Annotated in this window: 26 protein-coding genes and 1 pseudogene; 1 reads left to right on the top strand and 26 read right to left on the bottom strand. The window is 37.4% G+C overall.

The genetic code is table 11. The annotated features are described in order from the left end of the window. Both NW213_RS11625 and NW213_RS11620 read right to left on the bottom strand, forming a co-directional pair. Positions 1-487: pseudogene (locus NW213_RS11625) on the bottom strand (acetylornithine carbamoyltransferase); the annotation flags it as partial. A gap of 97 nt (positions 488-584) precedes the next feature. Then, positions 585-1832, bottom strand: coding sequence for a glutamate-5-semialdehyde dehydrogenase (locus NW213_RS11620; protein ID WP_258322869.1), 1248 nt, complete (start codon positions 1830-1832; stop codon positions 585-587). A 210-nt stretch (positions 1833-2042) separates the two neighbouring features. Here NW213_RS11620 and NW213_RS11615 point away from each other — a divergent pair, with 210 nt between their 5' ends. Continuing rightward, the gene (locus NW213_RS11615; RefSeq protein ID WP_154043472.1) at positions 2043-2282 is read left to right on the top strand and encodes a DUF2007-related protein; all 240 of its coding nucleotides are present in this window, start codon (positions 2043-2045) and stop codon (positions 2280-2282) included. 104 nt (positions 2283-2386) lie between these two features. Here NW213_RS11615 and rplQ read toward each other — a convergent pair whose 3' ends face one another. Genes rplQ through rplV form a run of 24 tightly spaced genes read right to left on the bottom strand, consistent with a single transcriptional unit; the run spans position 2387 to position 14087 of the window. Further along, complete coding sequence (gene rplQ, locus NW213_RS11610; RefSeq protein WP_258322868.1) at positions 2387-2872, bottom strand: 50S ribosomal protein L17; 486 nt, start codon at positions 2870-2872, stop codon at positions 2387-2389. A gap of 3 nt (positions 2873-2875) precedes the next feature. After that, on the bottom strand, positions 2876-3868 hold the full coding sequence (locus NW213_RS11605) for a DNA-directed RNA polymerase subunit alpha (protein ID WP_154043474.1): 993 nt from the start codon (positions 3866-3868) through the stop codon (positions 2876-2878). A gap of 11 nt (positions 3869-3879) precedes the next feature. Next, complete coding sequence (gene rpsD / locus NW213_RS11600) at positions 3880-4485, bottom strand: 30S ribosomal protein S4 (protein WP_154043475.1); 606 nt, start codon at positions 4483-4485, stop codon at positions 3880-3882. A 43-nt stretch (positions 4486-4528) separates the two neighbouring features. Next, positions 4529-4918 (bottom strand): 30S ribosomal protein S11, encoded by a 390-nt coding sequence (rpsK, locus tag NW213_RS11595; RefSeq protein ID WP_005844897.1) that lies wholly within the window; start codon positions 4916-4918, stop codon positions 4529-4531. 11 nt (positions 4919-4929) lie between these two features. Then, positions 4930-5310, bottom strand: coding sequence for a 30S ribosomal protein S13 (rpsM, locus tag NW213_RS11590; protein ID WP_154043476.1), 381 nt, complete (start codon positions 5308-5310; stop codon positions 4930-4932). 33 nt (positions 5311-5343) lie between these two features. Beyond that, positions 5344-5460: a type B 50S ribosomal protein L36 gene (gene ykgO, locus NW213_RS11585; protein ID WP_002558051.1), complete on the bottom strand. Its 117-nt coding sequence runs from the start codon at positions 5458-5460 to the stop codon at positions 5344-5346. 13 nt (positions 5461-5473) lie between these two features. Beyond that, positions 5474-5692 carry a translation initiation factor IF-1 gene (infA, locus tag NW213_RS11580; protein WP_002558052.1) on the bottom strand — a complete coding sequence of 73 codons (219 nt, stop codon included), beginning with the start codon at positions 5690-5692 and terminating at the stop codon, positions 5474-5476. Positions 5693-5701: 9 nt separating this feature from the next. After that, positions 5702-6493 (bottom strand): type I methionyl aminopeptidase, encoded by a 792-nt coding sequence (gene map / locus NW213_RS11575; RefSeq protein WP_235339975.1) that lies wholly within the window; start codon positions 6491-6493, stop codon positions 5702-5704. A gap of 7 nt (positions 6494-6500) precedes the next feature. After that, positions 6501-7847: a preprotein translocase subunit SecY gene (secY, locus tag NW213_RS11570; RefSeq protein ID WP_154043478.1), complete on the bottom strand. Its 1347-nt coding sequence runs from the start codon at positions 7845-7847 to the stop codon at positions 6501-6503. A 4-nt stretch (positions 7848-7851) separates the two neighbouring features. Continuing rightward, a complete protein-coding gene (gene rplO, locus NW213_RS11565) occupies positions 7852-8298 on the bottom strand; it encodes a 50S ribosomal protein L15 (RefSeq protein ID WP_154043479.1) in 447 nt (148 codons plus the stop codon). A 29-nt stretch (positions 8299-8327) separates the two neighbouring features. Next, on the bottom strand, positions 8328-8504 hold the full coding sequence (rpmD, locus tag NW213_RS11560) for a 50S ribosomal protein L30 (protein ID WP_154043480.1): 177 nt from the start codon (positions 8502-8504) through the stop codon (positions 8328-8330). A gap of 10 nt (positions 8505-8514) precedes the next feature. After that, on the bottom strand, positions 8515-9030 hold the full coding sequence (rpsE, locus tag NW213_RS11555) for a 30S ribosomal protein S5 (RefSeq protein ID WP_204390357.1): 516 nt from the start codon (positions 9028-9030) through the stop codon (positions 8515-8517). A gap of 6 nt (positions 9031-9036) precedes the next feature. After that, positions 9037-9378, bottom strand: coding sequence for a 50S ribosomal protein L18 (gene rplR / locus NW213_RS11550; protein ID WP_154043482.1), 342 nt, complete (start codon positions 9376-9378; stop codon positions 9037-9039). A 21-nt stretch (positions 9379-9399) separates the two neighbouring features. Next, positions 9400-9969, bottom strand: a complete 570-nt coding sequence (rplF, locus tag NW213_RS11545) for a 50S ribosomal protein L6 (protein WP_154043483.1) — start codon at positions 9967-9969, stop codon at positions 9400-9402. A gap of 15 nt (positions 9970-9984) precedes the next feature. Next, positions 9985-10380 carry a 30S ribosomal protein S8 gene (rpsH, locus tag NW213_RS11540; protein WP_154043484.1) on the bottom strand — a complete coding sequence of 132 codons (396 nt, stop codon included), beginning with the start codon at positions 10378-10380 and terminating at the stop codon, positions 9985-9987. 58 nt (positions 10381-10438) lie between these two features. After that, the gene (gene rpsN / locus NW213_RS11535) at positions 10439-10738 is read right to left on the bottom strand and encodes a 30S ribosomal protein S14 (RefSeq protein ID WP_154043485.1); all 300 of its coding nucleotides are present in this window, start codon (positions 10736-10738) and stop codon (positions 10439-10441) included. Positions 10739-10744: 6 nt separating this feature from the next. Next, the gene (gene rplE, locus NW213_RS11530) at positions 10745-11302 is read right to left on the bottom strand and encodes a 50S ribosomal protein L5 (RefSeq protein WP_154043486.1); all 558 of its coding nucleotides are present in this window, start codon (positions 11300-11302) and stop codon (positions 10745-10747) included. Between the two features lie 3 nt (positions 11303-11305). After that, complete coding sequence (gene rplX / locus NW213_RS11525) at positions 11306-11626, bottom strand: 50S ribosomal protein L24 (protein ID WP_154043487.1); 321 nt, start codon at positions 11624-11626, stop codon at positions 11306-11308. Positions 11627-11646: 20 nt separating this feature from the next. Next, the gene (gene rplN / locus NW213_RS11520) at positions 11647-12012 is read right to left on the bottom strand and encodes a 50S ribosomal protein L14 (RefSeq protein WP_154043488.1); all 366 of its coding nucleotides are present in this window, start codon (positions 12010-12012) and stop codon (positions 11647-11649) included. A gap of 2 nt (positions 12013-12014) precedes the next feature. Continuing rightward, a complete protein-coding gene (gene rpsQ, locus NW213_RS11515; RefSeq protein ID WP_154043489.1) occupies positions 12015-12272 on the bottom strand; it encodes a 30S ribosomal protein S17 in 258 nt (85 codons plus the stop codon). A gap of 11 nt (positions 12273-12283) precedes the next feature. Then, on the bottom strand, positions 12284-12478 hold the full coding sequence (gene rpmC, locus NW213_RS11510; RefSeq protein WP_154043490.1) for a 50S ribosomal protein L29: 195 nt from the start codon (positions 12476-12478) through the stop codon (positions 12284-12286). A 7-nt stretch (positions 12479-12485) separates the two neighbouring features. Then, positions 12486-12917 carry a 50S ribosomal protein L16 gene (gene rplP, locus NW213_RS11505; RefSeq protein ID WP_154043491.1) on the bottom strand — a complete coding sequence of 144 codons (432 nt, stop codon included), beginning with the start codon at positions 12915-12917 and terminating at the stop codon, positions 12486-12488. A 21-nt stretch (positions 12918-12938) separates the two neighbouring features. Next, a complete protein-coding gene (rpsC, locus tag NW213_RS11500) occupies positions 12939-13670 on the bottom strand; it encodes a 30S ribosomal protein S3 (protein WP_258322867.1) in 732 nt (243 codons plus the stop codon). 6 nt (positions 13671-13676) lie between these two features. Then, positions 13677-14087 carry a 50S ribosomal protein L22 gene (gene rplV, locus NW213_RS11495; RefSeq protein WP_154043493.1) on the bottom strand — a complete coding sequence of 137 codons (411 nt, stop codon included), beginning with the start codon at positions 14085-14087 and terminating at the stop codon, positions 13677-13679. Positions 14088-14108 lie beyond the last annotated feature (21 nt).

The raw sequence follows: 14108 nt of genomic DNA, 5'->3' as shown, positions 1-14108 counted from the left end.
TCTTATATTCTTCTATAGTGATAAGATCTGCAAACGCCTGAAGAGGGTGTCCTGTAGCAGCTTCCATAGAAAATACAGGCTTGCCTGAATATTTGATGAACTGATTAAGAATTTTCTCGGTATAATCGTCTGTGCGACTCTCAAATTGTGCAAACGAACGGACACCGATTATGTCACAATAAGAAGCCATCACCGGTATTGCCTCCAGAAGATGTTCGCTCTTATCACCATCCATAACAACTCCACGTTCTGTTTCAAGCTTCCATGCTCCCTGATTAACGTCCAACACTATCACATCCATTCCTAAATTACGCGCTGCCTTCTGTGTGCTTAAACGTGTACGAAGACTATTATTGAAAAATATCAGCAAGCATGTTTTGTGCTTTCCCAATGATTCATATTTATATCTGTCATTCTTTATCTCGAAAGCTTCAGCCAAAGCTGTTTTCAAGTCACCCAAGTCGAATACGTTAGTATATGTTTTCATAAGATGTATGTATATTAATTAGTTTTCGATAGCAAAAATACAATAAAAATACAATTATACGCTATAACAACGAATATTATTACATAAATATTAATGTTTACTTCCTTATCTGACCGTTTCCCTCTATAATCCACTTGTAAGTGGTTATCTCTTTCAGTCCCATCGGGCCACGGGCATGGAGTTTCTGGGTACTGATCCCTATCTCTGCACCCAAGCCAAACTGTGCACCGTCAGTAAACGAAGTCGGAGCATTCACATAAACACAGGCAGCATCGACAGCTCGTCTGAAATACTCTGCTGCATTTTTATCTTCTGTCACTATACACTCACTGTGTTTTGAACTGTATTTGAATATATGATTGATGGCTTCATCTATATTGCTCACGGTTTTTATTGCCATTTTATAATCAAGAAATTCTGTTCCGTAACTATCTTTTGTGGCTGGTTGCAATAATTCTGCCGGATAAGTGCCTTTTAAGGCATCGTATGAGGATTTATCTGCGTATATGATAACATTGCTGGAAGATAATTCCGAGCAAATCTGGGGCAAATCTGAGAGTCTGTCGGAGTGTATCAGAAGGCAGTCCAAAGCATTGCATACACTGACTCTCCTTGTCTTGGCGTTATTGACTATTCGAGCGCCTTTATTGACATCACCTGCCAAATCAAAATAAGTATGACAAATTCCCGCTCCGGTTTCAATTACAGGCACGGTAGCTTCAGTACGCACATAATTGATAAGGTTACTGCTGCCACGTGGTATTATCAAATCTACATATCCATTCGCATGTAGAAGTTCGGTAGTAGTTTCTCTGTCTGTTGGCAATAAGGTTACTATATTTTCATCAACTGCAAATTTTACAAGCACTTCGCGGATTATTTCTACGATAGCCATATTGGAATTATATGCATCACTTCCACCTTTCAACACACAAGTACTACCGCTTTTCATGCAGAGAGAAAAAACATCAAAGCTAACGTTTGGACGTGCTTCATAAATAACTCCTATTACTCCAAACGGCACACTGACCTTCTTTATTTTCAAACCGTTCGGACGTACGTCTTCATACAGGACATTACCTAAAGGTGATGGTAAGGAGGCTACATTACGTATGTCTGAAGCTATATCACATATTCTCTCTCTGGTTAGCTTCAAACGATCATACTTGGGATTAGAAACTTCCATCTTTTGAAGATCCATAGCGTTTGCTGTCAAAATCCTTTCAATGTTATCAATAGCTGCATCAGCTACAGCAATAAGGATCTCATTGATTTTCTTTGTATCAAGAAGAGCTAACTTACGGGAAGCTAGTCTTACGACTTCTAAAGTTTCATTTAGACTCATAATTTCACGTTTTTCAATCCAATATTCGCAAAATTAGGATTAAATTTTGAAATATGATAATTTATTGGTAAAAAAACAATATTAAGTGAAAATCATTACCGTACTGTTTGTTTAACTATGATTTATTTGCTTTTAAGAAGAAAAAAACTTAACTTTGAAAATAACAGAGAGTGTTAACCGATTATTATTAACCATTAAAAGATTATAGCTATGGCAGAAATCAATTATGACTCATTAGTAGAAGTTTTCAAAGGCAATCTTTGGGAGGCTGAATTAGTAAAAGGCTTATTAGAATCTGAAGGTGTTCAAGCTATGATAAAAGACGAAACATTGTCAGCTGTTACTTCACCATATTCTGGTATGGGTGGAGCCGTACTAGTATTGGTTAATAAGGAAGAAGAAGTCTATGCAAGAAAAATTGTAGAAGAAAGGAAAGATAGAAAAGTATAATGCAGTAAACCTACAATAAGGGTACATACAGGAAATAGGAAGAAATAAAAAATGCTGTCCCAAGAAATCTTGAGACAGCATTTTTATATATAGCATTTACAGAATTATTCAGCTTTAGGGGCTTCCTCTGTTGTTGCTTCAGTAGTAGTTTCTGCCGGTGCTTCAGTTGCAGCAGATTTTTTAGAACGACGTGTACGAGTTGTCTTCTTGGCAACGCTCTTAGCCATGTTTTCGTTGTAGTCAACCAACTCGATGAAACACATTTCAGCGTTATCACCTAAACGGTTACCAGTCTTAATTATACGAGTATAACCGCCTGGACGATCAGCAACCTTAACAGAGATTTCTTTGAAAAGTTCTGTTACAGCAAACTTATCCTGCAAGTTACTGAATACTACACGACGTGAGTTTGTTGTATCTTCCTTAGATTTAGTAATCAAAGGTTCAACGAACTTTTTCAAAGCTTTAGCCTTCGCAACAGTCGTAGTGATTCTTTTGTGCTTGATCAAAGAACATGCCATGTTTGACAACATTGCGTTTCTATGAGAAGCAGTACGACCTAAATGGTTAAATTTTTTATTATGTCTCATTTTTTATTCTTTATCTAATTTATATTTAGAAATATCTGTTCCAAACGTAAGATTCAGACTCTCGAGCAAATCATCAAGCTCAGTGAGCGATTTCTTTCCAAAGTTTCTGAACTTAAGAAGATCAGTCTTATTGAACTGAACGAGATCACCAAGTGTCTCAACATCTGCAGCCTTAAGACAATTAAGCGCACGAACCGAAAGGTCCATATCGACTAACTTAGTCTTGAGCAATTGTCTCATGTGCAATACTTCTTCATCGAATTCTTCGTTGCTGTCTGCATCTGATGCTTCAAGTGTGATCTTTTCATCAGAGAACAACATAAAGTGATGAATCAATATTTTTGCAGCTTCTTTAAGCGCTTCCTTTGGATGAATGGAACCATCCGTACTAATTTCAAGTACAAGCTTTTCAAAGTCTGTTTTCTGTTCAACACGGAAGTTTTCAACAGAATACTTGACATTACGTATCGGAGTATAAATAGAATCAATAGGAATTACATTAACATCAGTGCAATACACACGATTTTCATCGGCTGGAACGTATCCGCGACCTTTGTTAATTGTAATGTCTATTTGCATAGTTGCTTTTGAGTCTAAATGGCAAATAACCAATTCAGGATTTAACACTTCAAATCCGGTCAAATGCTTTCCAATGTCACCTGCCTTGAATTCAGTTGAATTCTCAACAGTTATGCTGACACTTTCATTTTCGTATTCGTCAACTATCTGCTTGAATCTTACTTGCTTCAGATTCAAGATAATGTTAGTCACATCTTCTTTTACACCAGGAATAGTTGCAAATTCATGTTCTACACCTTCAATACGGATAGTGTTGATTGCATAACCTTCCAAAGAAGAAAGAAGAATACGGCGTAAAGCATTACCTACGGTAATACCGAAACCGGGTTCAAGCGGACGGAATTCAAATTTACCGAATTTAGAATCCGCTTCTAACATTAATACTTTATCTGGTTTTTGAAATGCTAATATCGCCATGAAATTAATTATTATTTAGAGTACAATTCAACGATTAAGTGTTCTTTTATGTTTTCTGGAATGTCAGCTCTCTGTGGTATGTGCAACATCTTACCAGTCTTAGAGTTCTGATCCCATTCTAACCAAGGGTATTTGCTGTGGTTGAATCCAGTCAACGCATTTTCAATAACTTCGAGTGACTTAGATTTTTCACGTACACCTACCAACTGACCAGGTTTTACAGCATATGATGGGATGTTAACAACTTTACCATCAACAACAATATGCTTGTGACCTACCAACTGACGAGCTGCAGCACGAGTTGGGGCGATACCCAAACGGAACACAACATTATCAAGACGACATTCAAGTGCCTGTAACAAAAGTTCACCAGTAATACCATTCTGACTTGCTGCTTTTTCAAACATATTACGGAACTGTTTTTCAAGTACACCGTAAGTATATTTAGCTTTCTGTTTTTCAGCCAACATGACACCGTATTCAGATGTTTTTCTACGGCGAGTATTTCCATGCTGTCCAGGAGGATAATTTCTTTTTGCTAAAACTTTATCTGCTCCGAAGATAGCTTCACCGAATTTACGTGCAATTCTACTTTTTGGTCCAGTATATCTAGCCATTTTTATTTGAAATTTTAATTGTTATTAATACAGGTGTCTAATATTATACTCTTCTTCTCTTAGGAGGACGACAACCGTTATGAGGCAATGGTGTTACATCGATAATTTCAGTAACTTCGATTCCGGCTCCGTGTACGGTTCTAATAGCAGACTCACGTCCGTTACCTGGACCCTTAACGTATGCTTTAACCTTTCTCAATCCGAGGTCAAATGCTACCTTTGCACAATCCTGTGCAGCCATCTGTGCTGCGTATGGAGTGTTCTTCTTTGAACCTCTAAATCCCATTTTACCTGCAGAAGACCAAGAAATAATCTGACCTTCACTATTTGCTAAAGAAACAATGATGTTATTGAATGATGAATGAACATGCAACTGTCCGTTAGCATCAACCTTCACATTTCTTTTTTTAGCTGCGACTGTTTTTTTTGCCATATCAACAATTATTATTTAGTAGCTTTTTTCTTATTTGCAACAGTTTTCTTTCTTCCCTTACGTGTACGAGCATTGTTCTTAGTACTCTGTCCTCTTACAGGAAGTCCCAAACGGTGACGAACACCACGATAGCAACCAATATCCATTAATCTCTTAATGTTTAACTGGATTTCTGAACGAAGATCACCTTCTACTTTATATTCAGCAGCGATGATTTCACGGATTTTTGCAGCCTGATCATCTGACCAATCCTTTACTTTCAGGTCACGGTCAACACCTGCCTTATCCAAAATTTTTGCTGAACTACTGCGTCCTATACCATATACGTATGTTAACGCAATCTCACCTCTTTTATTCTGAGGCAAATCTACACCAACTATTCTTATAGCCATAAACTAAATTATTTTTTTTGCAAAAATAATAAATTATCCTTGACGTTGTTTATACTTAGGATTTTTCTTGTTAATAACATACAAACGGCCATTACGTCTAACGATCTTACATTCTGGCGTACGTTTCTTTAATGAAGCTCTTACTTTCATATCTTAATTTCTATTATTTATATCGGAAAACAATTCTTCCTTTTGATAAATCATATGGAGACATTTCAACTCTCACCTTATCACCAGGAAGTATCTTAATGTAATGCATTCTCATCTTTCCAGAGATATGAGCTGTTATCTCATGTCCGTTCTCAAGTTCAACTCGAAACATTGCATTTGACAATGCTTCAACTATTACACCATCTTGTTCTATTGCAGATTGTTTTGCCATATTTATTATTTACTTTTCTTCTAATACTTGTTCTATAAATTCAAAAGATGATAAGATATCAGCCTTTCCTATACCTACTGCCACCGTATGTTCGAAATGAGCGGCAAAACTATTGTCTCGGGTTCTGACAGACCAATTATCTTTCTCAAGATAAATCTTCCTGTCTCCCAAAGTTATCATAGGTTCTATTGCAAGGCACATACCTTTCTTTAAGAGTGTACCACTACCACGCTTACCATAATTAGGAACAGCCGGATCTTCGTGCATATCTCTTCCAATGCCATGCCCAACAAATTCTCTAACTACGCCGTAATGATAAGATTCGCAATGACTCTGGACTGCATATCCAATGTCACCCAATCGCCTTCCATGAACTGCATTCTCAATACCTTTGTACAATGCTTCTTTTGTTACTTTTAATAATTGGCGAACTTCCGGACTTACTTCTCCAACACAAAATGTGTACGCTGAATCACCGCAAAAACCATTTAAAAAAGTTCCGCAATCTACTGAGACGATATCGCCATCTTTCAATGGCTCATCATTCGGTATTCCATGCACGACCTGACTATTTACTGACGTACAAATTGAAGCAGGGAAAGGAGAACCATACGGATTAGGAAAACCTTTAAAAGTTGGTATCGCTCCATTATCACGTATAAACTCTTCTGCAACCTTATCAAGTTGTCTGGTAGTAACTCCAGGTTTTATTAATTTGGCTACTTCAGCCAAAGTCCTTCCAACAAGAAGGTTACTTTGACGAAGTAGCTCTATCTCATCATCAGTTTTAAGAATTATCATAGAGTAATTAGTAAGCAGCAACGTTTCCAGAACGTCCTCTAATTCTTCCTGAGCTTAACAAGCCATCGTAATGTCTCATCAACAAATGGCTTTCAACTTGCTGAAGAGTATCAAGTACAACTCCAACCAAGATCAACAAAGATGTACCTCCGAAGAATTGAGCAAATTCAGCTTGAATACCAAAATAACCAGCGAAAGCAGGAAGAACTGCAATAATGGCAAGGAAAATAGAACCCGGCAATGTGATTCTTGTCATAATTGTATCCAAGTAATCAGAAGTTTGTTTACCAGGTTTTATACCAGGAATAAAACCATTATTTCTCTTCATGTCTTCAGCCATCTGGTTAGGATTTATTGTAATTGCTGTATAGAAATAAGTAAAGACAATAATCAAAACTGCAAAGACCAAATTGTATGCAAAGCTAGTATGATCAATTAAAGATCTCATTATACCACTGGCATTTTCTGTATTAGAAAAACCGATGAATGTAATAGGAATAAACATGATTGCCTGAGCAAAGATGATAGGCATTACATTCGCAGCATTTACTTTCAATGGTATATACTGTCTAGCGCCACCATATTGTTTGTTTCCAACAATACGTTTTGCATATTGTACTGGAACTTTACGAACTCCCTGAACCAACATAATAGCAGCTGCGATAACTGCAAGCAAGGCAACAATTTCAATAATGAACATTATGACACCACCAGTTTCTGCCAATGTCAAGCGAGATACTAACTCACCTCCAAATGCTTGAGGAAGACGAGCTATAATTCCCACCATAATGATCAATGAGATACCATTACCAATACCTTTGTCTGTAATACGTTCACCTAACCAAAGAACAAACATACTACCAGCTGCCAGTATTATTGTAGATGTAATTATAAAGAAAGTCCAATCTAATGAAGCATTAAGAGCTGGTCCAGCTTGAAACTTTAAGTTGATCAAGTAAGACGGTGCCTGGAAAATAAGAATCAATAATGTCAATATACGTGTATATTGATTGATTTTTCTTCTTCCACTTTCACCTTCGCGCTGTAATTTCTGGAAATATGGAACAGCAATAGCCAACAACTGAATCACGATTGATGCTGAGATGTATGGCATAATTCCCAATGCGAATATAGATGCATTAGAGAAAGCACCACCAGAAAACATATTCAACAAAGCAAGAAGACCTTCACTTGTCTGCTCATGCAATTTTGACAACATTTCAGGGTTGATACCTGGAAGAACCACATACGAACCTAAACGGTAAATTGCGACAAACAATATGGTAATGAGGATCCGTTTTCTCAGATCCTCAATATTCCATATATTTTTTAATGTTTCAATAGATTTTCTCATTTAATCAGAGTTTTACTGCATTACCACCAACGGCTTCGATTGCAGCTACTGCACTTTTTGAGAAAGCATTTGCTTCAACATCAAGTTTAGTAGTTAAACTACCGTTACCAAGAACTTTCACTAACTGTTTTGAAGAAATATAACCAGCTTCAATCAAATCATTGATACCAACTTTTGTCAAGTTTTTAGCATCAGCCAAAGCCTGAATTGTATCAAGGTTAATTGCTTTATATTCTACACGGTTGATATTCTTAAAACCAAATTTCGGAACACGACGCTGAAGAGGCATCTGACCACCTTCGAATCCGATCTTCTTTGAATAACCAGATCTAGACTTTGCTCCTTTATGTCCTCTTGTAGAAGTTCCACCTAAACCAGAACCTGGTCCACGACCAATTCTTTTTCTAGTCTTTACAGAGCCTTCTGCTGGAGTTAAACTATTTAAATTCATATTGTAAAATCTTTATTATTAACAATATATTACTTAACGATTTGTACAAGGTGCTTTACCTTCTCAATCATACCAAGGATTGATGGAGTTTCTTCGTGTTCAACCACACGATTCATCTTACGAAGACCAAGTGCATCCAATGTTCTTTTTTGGTCAGCAGGAGCACCAATTCTACTCTTAATTTGCTTAATCTTTATAGTTGACATGTTTTCCTCCTTATCCTCTAAATACTTTATCCAAACTTACACCTCTGTTCTGTGCAACCATTCTTGCATCTCTCATTTCGCCCAAAGCTTTGATAGTAGCTTTAACCAAATTGTGAGGGTTTGAAGAACCTTTTGACTTAGCCAAAACGTCAGTTACACCAACACTTTCAAGTACTGCACGCATTGCACCTCCAGCAACAACTCCTGTACCTGTAGAAGCAGGCTTGATGAAAACTTCAGCACCGCCAAATTTAGCAGACTGTTCGTGAGGAACAGTTCCTTTCAATACAGGAACGCGAGTAAGGTTTTTCTTAGCAGCTTCTACACCTTTAGCGATTGCTGCTGTAACTTCACCAGCTTTACCAAGCCCCCAACCGATGATACCATCTTCATTTCCTACTACAACAATAGCAGAAAAGCTGAATGTTCTACCACCTTTTGTAACTTTAGTAACACGGTTGATAGCAACCAGTCTATCTTTTAACTCTATATCGTTAGTGATCTTAACTCTATTATTAACTGCCATAATTCATTAAAATTTAAGTCCACCGTTACGAGCAGCATCAGCTACTTCTTTTACTCTCCCATGATACAAGTAACCATTACGGTCGAATACGACAGTCGTAATACCAGCTTCCTGAGCTTTCTTAGCGATCAATTCACCAACTTTAGCTGCCTGTTCTTTCTTTGGACATGCTTCCATACCAAGAGATGAAGCTGCTGCAAGTGTTTTACCATTCAAGTCGTCGATTACTTGAACGTAAATCTGCTTGTTACTTCTAAATACACTCATACGCGGACGTTCAGGAGTACCTGAAATTTTATTGCGTACTCTATATTTGATCTTAATTCGTCTTTCTATTTTTGTTGTCATAATTATACGTATTTAAGTGAATTATTTAGCACCAGCTGACTTACCAGACTTTCTACGAATTTCTTCGCCAACAAACTTAATACCTTTTCCTTTGTAAGGTTCAGGCTTACGGAAAGAACGTATTTTTGAACAAACCTGACCGAGCAGCTGTTTGTCACAAGATTCCAAAATTATAAGTGGGTTCTTATTTCTTTCAGACTTAGTTTCAACTTTTACTTCAGGTGGCAACTGCAAAAATATATTGTGTGTATAACCTAATGCGAAATCGATTATATTTCCATTATTTGAAGCACGATAACCTACACCGACAAGTTCCAACTCTTTCTTGTAACCCTGAGAAACACCAACAACCATGTTGTTGATCAATGCACGATACAAACCGTGGAAAGCGTGACGCTGTTTTGGGTTATCAAGCAAAGCATTTTCATTCTCAGTCAATACAACGTGACCATCAGCTATTTCAACATTGATAGAAGGATCAACAAACTGACTCAATTCTCCTTTAGGTCCCTTAACGCTAACTACATTATCCTTAAGAGTTACTGTAACTCCTGAAGGTATAGAAATAGGCAATTTACCAATTCTTGACATAGTTTATCCTCCTAATTAATATACATAACAAAGAACTTCACCACCTATTTTCAATTCAGCAGCTTCCTTGTTTGTCATTACACCTTTGGAAGTAGATATGATTGCAATACCTAATCCATTAATTACTCTCGGCATGTCTTTGTATCCAGTGTATTTACGCATACCTGGAGTTGAAACTCTAATAAGTTTCTTAATGGCGTTAACCTTGTTAACGGCATCATACTTCAAAGCCACTTTGATAGTTCCCTGAGGACCATCTTCTACAAATTTGTAGTTCAGAATGTAACCTTTGTCAAACAAGATTTTTGTAATCTCTTTTTTCAAATTTGATGCAGGCACTTCTACTACTCTGTGCTTAGCACTAATTGCATTTCTCAATCTAGTGAGATAATCTGCTATTGGATCTGTCATAAAATAAAATTGTTAAATTAATCAGGACTACCCTGACAATATTTAATAATAAAAAATCTTACCAGCTAGCTTTCTTTACACCCGGGATCAAACCGTTAGATGCCATTTCACGGAACTGAATACGTGAAATTCCGAACTGACGCATATAACCTTTTGGACGGCCAGTAAGTTTGCAACGGTTGTGCAAACGAATCGGATTTGAGTTTTTAGGAAGATCTTGCAATTTCTGTGCAGCTTCAAAAGCTTCAACAGGATCACCTGTATTAACGATTTTCTTGAGTGCAGCACGCTTCTCAGCATATTTTGCAACAAGTTTAGCTCTCTTTACTTCACGAGCTTTCATTGATTCTTTTGCCATAGCTTATCAATCTTTTTTAGCGTTTTTAAACGGTAAACCGAATTCTTTCAAAAGAGCATAACCTTCTTCATCAGTCTTAGCAGAAGTCACGAAAGTGATATTCATACCTAAGATTTTTGTGATGCTATCTATATTGATTTCAGGGAAGATAATCTGCTCTTGGATACCAAGAGTATAATTACCTCTACCATCAAACTTGCTTTCAATACCTTTGAAGTCACGGATTCGTGGCAAAGCTACACGAACAAGTTTTTCAAGGAATTCATACATTCTTTCACGACGCAAAGTTACCATAACACCGATAGGCATTTTTTTACGTAACTTAAAGTTTGCGATATCCTTACGAGATACAGTCGCAACAGCTTTCTGACCAGTAATTGCAGTCAACTCGTTTATTGCAACATCAATGATCTTCTTGTCAGCTACAGCCATTCCCAAACCTTGATTGATAACAATCTTCTTGAGAACCGGAATCTGCATTGTTGAAGAATACTGGAATTGATTCTTCAATGCTGGAGCTATACGCTCAGCATATTCTTTCTTTAGGCTTGTAGTATTACTCATTTATTAGATCTCCTCTCCTGATTTTTTTGCATAACGAACAAATGTTCTTCCGTCAGAACTTTCTCTTCTACCAATTCGTGTTGGTTTGCCTGTTTTAGGATCAACAGGGTTAAGGTTTGAGATGTGAATAGGAGCTTCCTGTTTCACAATACCTCCCTGAGGGTTCTTAGCATTAGGCTTAGTACTCTTAGATACCATATTGATACCTTCTACCAAAGCGCGTCCTTCTTTAACAAGAACTTTCAACACACGTCCAGTCTTACCTTTATCTTCACCAGAGTTAACGTAAACTGTATCGCCTTTTTTAATATGTAATTTACTCATTACTTAAATCTTTTACAAAATTAAAGTACTTCAGGTGCCAAAGAAACTACTTTCATGTTTGCATTACGCAATTCTCTTGCAACCGGACCAAAGATACGACTTCCTCTAATTTCGCCAGCGTTGTTAAGCAATACGCAAGCATTATCATCAAAACGAATATAAGAACCGTCAGCACGACGAATTTCTTTCTTAGTACGTACGATCAGGGCTTTTGATACGGCACCTTTTTTAACATCACTTGAAGGGATTACACTCTTTATTGAAACTACAATAACATCCCCAACAGAGGCATAACGTCTTTTTGTACCGCCTAAAACACGGATACAAAGAGCTTCCTTAGCACCACTGTTGTCACACACTGTAAGTCTTGATTCTGTCTGTATCATGATTACTTAGCTCTTTCAATAATTTCAACTAATCTCCATCTCTTAGTTTTGCTCAATGGACGAGTTTCCATGATACGAACTGTATCGCCTGGAAGACATTCGTTCTTCTCATCGTGAGCATGGTATTTCTTCGTTTTGCTAACGAACTTACCATAAATAGGGTGTTTCTCTTTAAACTTAGCAGCAACAGTAATGGTCTTATCCATCTTGTTGCTAATAACAACACCAGTTCTTTCTTTTCTTAAATTTCTAACTTCCATGTGGACCATTATTATTTGTTAAGTTCTCTCTGACGCAATTCTGTCTTCATTCTTGCGATAGTTTTACGCAACTGTTTAATCTGAGCAGGATTAGCCAAAGGAGAGATTGAATGATTCAAAACCATCTGTTTGTAATTAGCTTCTTCAGTCTGTATTCTTTCAGCTAATTCGCTAGTAGCTATTTCTCTTATTTCTGCTATCTTCATATCTCAATTAAGCATTTTGACTTGCGTCGTAATCACGTCTAACAATAAACTTAGTAGTAACTGGAAGTTTCTGAGCTGCAAGGCGCAGAGCTTCTTTAGCAATATCAAAAGGAACTCCTTCAACTTCAATCAGGATACGTCCTGGAGTTACCGGAGCAACAAATCCTTCTGGAGAACCTTTACCTTTACCCATACGTACATCGGCAGGTTTACGAGTAATAGGTTTATCAGGGAATATACGTATCCAAATCTGTCCCTGACGCTGCATATATCTTGTTACAGCAATACGAGCTGCTTCAATCTGACGTCCAGTGATCCATTTTGTCTGTAAAGATTTGATACCAAATGTACCAAAAGCCAACTGATGACCTCTCTGGGCATTACCTTTAGCGCTACCTTTCTGCTGTCTTCTGAATTTTGTCTTTTTCGGTTGTAACATAATTCCTAAAATTCAAATTCGTTAGCGATTGTTGTTTCTTTTCTTACGGAAATTCTTTCCACCATTGTTTGCACCGTTGCCACGGCCTGTTTCCTTAGTCTGTGTGAAGTTAGGAGCCAACTCACGTTTTCCATAAACTTCGCCACGGCATATCCATACCTTAATACCAAGAAGACCTACTTTTGTCAATGCTTCTGCATGACAATAGTCGATATCAGCACGGAATGTATGAAGTGGAGTACGTCCTTCCTTGTACATTTCTGAACGAGCCATTTCAGCACCATTCAAACGTCCGGAGATAAGGATCTTTATACCTTCAGCGCCCATACGCATTGTGTTAGCAATTGCAGTCTTGATAGCGCGTCTGTAAGCGATTTTTCCTTCAACCTGACGTGCAATGTTATTAGCAACAATCACAGCGTCTAACTCAGGTCTTTTAACTTCGAAGATATTAATCTGAATATCTTTGTCAGTGATCTTCTTCAACTCTTCCTTCAACTTATCAACTTCCTGACCACCTTTACCTATGATAATACCTGGACGAGCAGTGCATACAGTGATTGTCACCAATTTCAGAGTACGTTCAATTACAATTCTTGAAACGCTTGCTTTAGCAAGTCTGGCATTCAAGTACTTACGGATTTTGCTGTCTTCGAGCAAAGCGTCACCATAATTTTTGCCACCGTACCAATTTGAATCCCATCCTCTGATAATTCCTAAACGGTTGCTTATCGGATTAACTTTCTGTCCCATCTACTCTTAATTTTGATTATCATTAGTATTTTTAGAATCAACGAACAAAGTCACATGATTTGAGCGTTTGCGGATTCTGTATCCTCTACCCTGTGGAGCTGGTCTCATACGTTTAAGAGTTGCACCACCATCAACATAAATCTTAGTTACAAACAGTTCACCGCTTTCAGCCTTACGTTCGTTTTTCTGTTCCCAGTTAGCAATAGCAGAGCGTAACAATTTTTCCACTCTTGCAGAAGCTTCTTTAGAAGAAAACTTCAGTACACCAAGTGCTCTATTCACTTCCATTCCACGGATCATGTCAGCCACGAGACGCATTTTTCTTGGAGATGTAGGAACATTCTGCAACTTGGCAAAATACATGGTTTTAAGGGCTTCTTTTCTTTTTTCAGCCGATATTTTTTTTCTTGCTCCCATTATTATTTACTTTATTATTTT

Source organism: Bacteroides sp. ET336, from assembly GCF_024733815.1.
Taxonomy (GTDB): Bacteria; Bacteroidota; Bacteroidia; order Bacteroidales; family Bacteroidaceae; genus Phocaeicola; species Phocaeicola cellulolyticus.
Note: the sequence above shows the minus strand (reverse complement) of the source record. Positions and strands in the feature narration are given on the sequence as shown.

Coding starts and splice junctions, on each gene's coding strand:
- NW213_RS11605 (WP_154043474.1), bottom strand. CDS start 3,868: ATGGCGATATTAGCATTTCAAAAACCAGATAAAGTATTAATGTTAGAA.
- ykgO (WP_002558051.1), bottom strand. CDS start 5,460: ATGAAAGTAAGAGCTTCATTAAAGAAACGTACGCCAGAATGTAAGATC.
- rplO (WP_154043479.1), bottom strand. CDS start 8,298: ATGAATTTAAATAGTTTAACTCCAGCAGAAGGCTCTGTAAAGACTAGA.
- NW213_RS11615 (WP_154043472.1), top strand. CDS start 2,043: ATGGCAGAAATCAATTATGACTCATTAGTAGAAGTTTTCAAAGGCAAT.
- map (WP_235339975.1), bottom strand. CDS start 6,493: ATGATAATTCTTAAAACTGATGATGAGATAGAGCTACTTCGTCAAAGT.
- rplN (WP_154043488.1), bottom strand. CDS start 12,012: ATGATACAGACAGAATCAAGACTTACAGTGTGTGACAACAGTGGTGCT.
- rplP (WP_154043491.1), bottom strand. CDS start 12,917: ATGTTACAACCGAAAAAGACAAAATTCAGAAGACAGCAGAAAGGTAGC.
- rpsC (WP_258322867.1), bottom strand. CDS start 13,670: ATGGGACAGAAAGTTAATCCGATAAGCAACCGTTTAGGAATTATCAGA.
- rpsN (WP_154043485.1), bottom strand. CDS start 10,738: ATGGCAAAAGAATCAATGAAAGCTCGTGAAGTAAAGAGAGCTAAACTT.
- rplE (WP_154043486.1), bottom strand. CDS start 11,302: ATGAGTAATACTACAAGCCTAAAGAAAGAATATGCTGAGCGTATAGCT.
- rplQ (WP_258322868.1), bottom strand. CDS start 2,872: ATGAGACATAATAAAAAATTTAACCATTTAGGTCGTACTGCTTCTCAT.
- rplX (WP_154043487.1), bottom strand. CDS start 11,626: ATGAGTAAATTACATATTAAAAAAGGCGATACAGTTTACGTTAACTCT.
- infA (WP_002558052.1), bottom strand. CDS start 5,692: ATGGCAAAACAATCTGCAATAGAACAAGATGGTGTAATAGTTGAAGCA.
- rplV (WP_154043493.1), bottom strand. CDS start 14,087: ATGGGAGCAAGAAAAAAAATATCGGCTGAAAAAAGAAAAGAAGCCCTT.
- NW213_RS11620 (WP_258322869.1), bottom strand. CDS start 1,832: ATGAGTCTAAATGAAACTTTAGAAGTCGTAAGACTAGCTTCCCGTAAG.
- rpsK (WP_005844897.1), bottom strand. CDS start 4,918: ATGGCAAAAAAAACAGTCGCAGCTAAAAAAAGAAATGTGAAGGTTGAT.
- rplR (WP_154043482.1), bottom strand. CDS start 9,378: ATGACAACAAAAATAGAAAGACGAATTAAGATCAAATATAGAGTACGC.
- rpmC (WP_154043490.1), bottom strand. CDS start 12,478: ATGAAGATAGCAGAAATAAGAGAAATAGCTACTAGCGAATTAGCTGAA.
- secY (WP_154043478.1), bottom strand. CDS start 7,847: ATGAGAAAATCTATTGAAACATTAAAAAATATATGGAATATTGAGGAT.
- rpsE (WP_204390357.1), bottom strand. CDS start 9,030: ATGGCAGTTAATAATAGAGTTAAGATCACTAACGATATAGAGTTAAAA.
- rpmD (WP_154043480.1), bottom strand. CDS start 8,504: ATGTCAACTATAAAGATTAAGCAAATTAAGAGTAGAATTGGTGCTCCT.
- rpsH (WP_154043484.1), bottom strand. CDS start 10,380: ATGACAGATCCAATAGCAGATTATCTCACTAGATTGAGAAATGCAATT.
- rpsM (WP_154043476.1), bottom strand. CDS start 5,310: ATGGCTATAAGAATAGTTGGTGTAGATTTGCCTCAGAATAAAAGAGGT.
- rpsQ (WP_154043489.1), bottom strand. CDS start 12,272: ATGGAAGTTAGAAATTTAAGAAAAGAAAGAACTGGTGTTGTTATTAGC.
- rpsD (WP_154043475.1), bottom strand. CDS start 4,485: ATGGCTAGATATACTGGACCAAAAAGTAGAATTGCACGTAAATTCGGT.
- rplF (WP_154043483.1), bottom strand. CDS start 9,969: ATGTCAAGAATTGGTAAATTGCCTATTTCTATACCTTCAGGAGTTACA.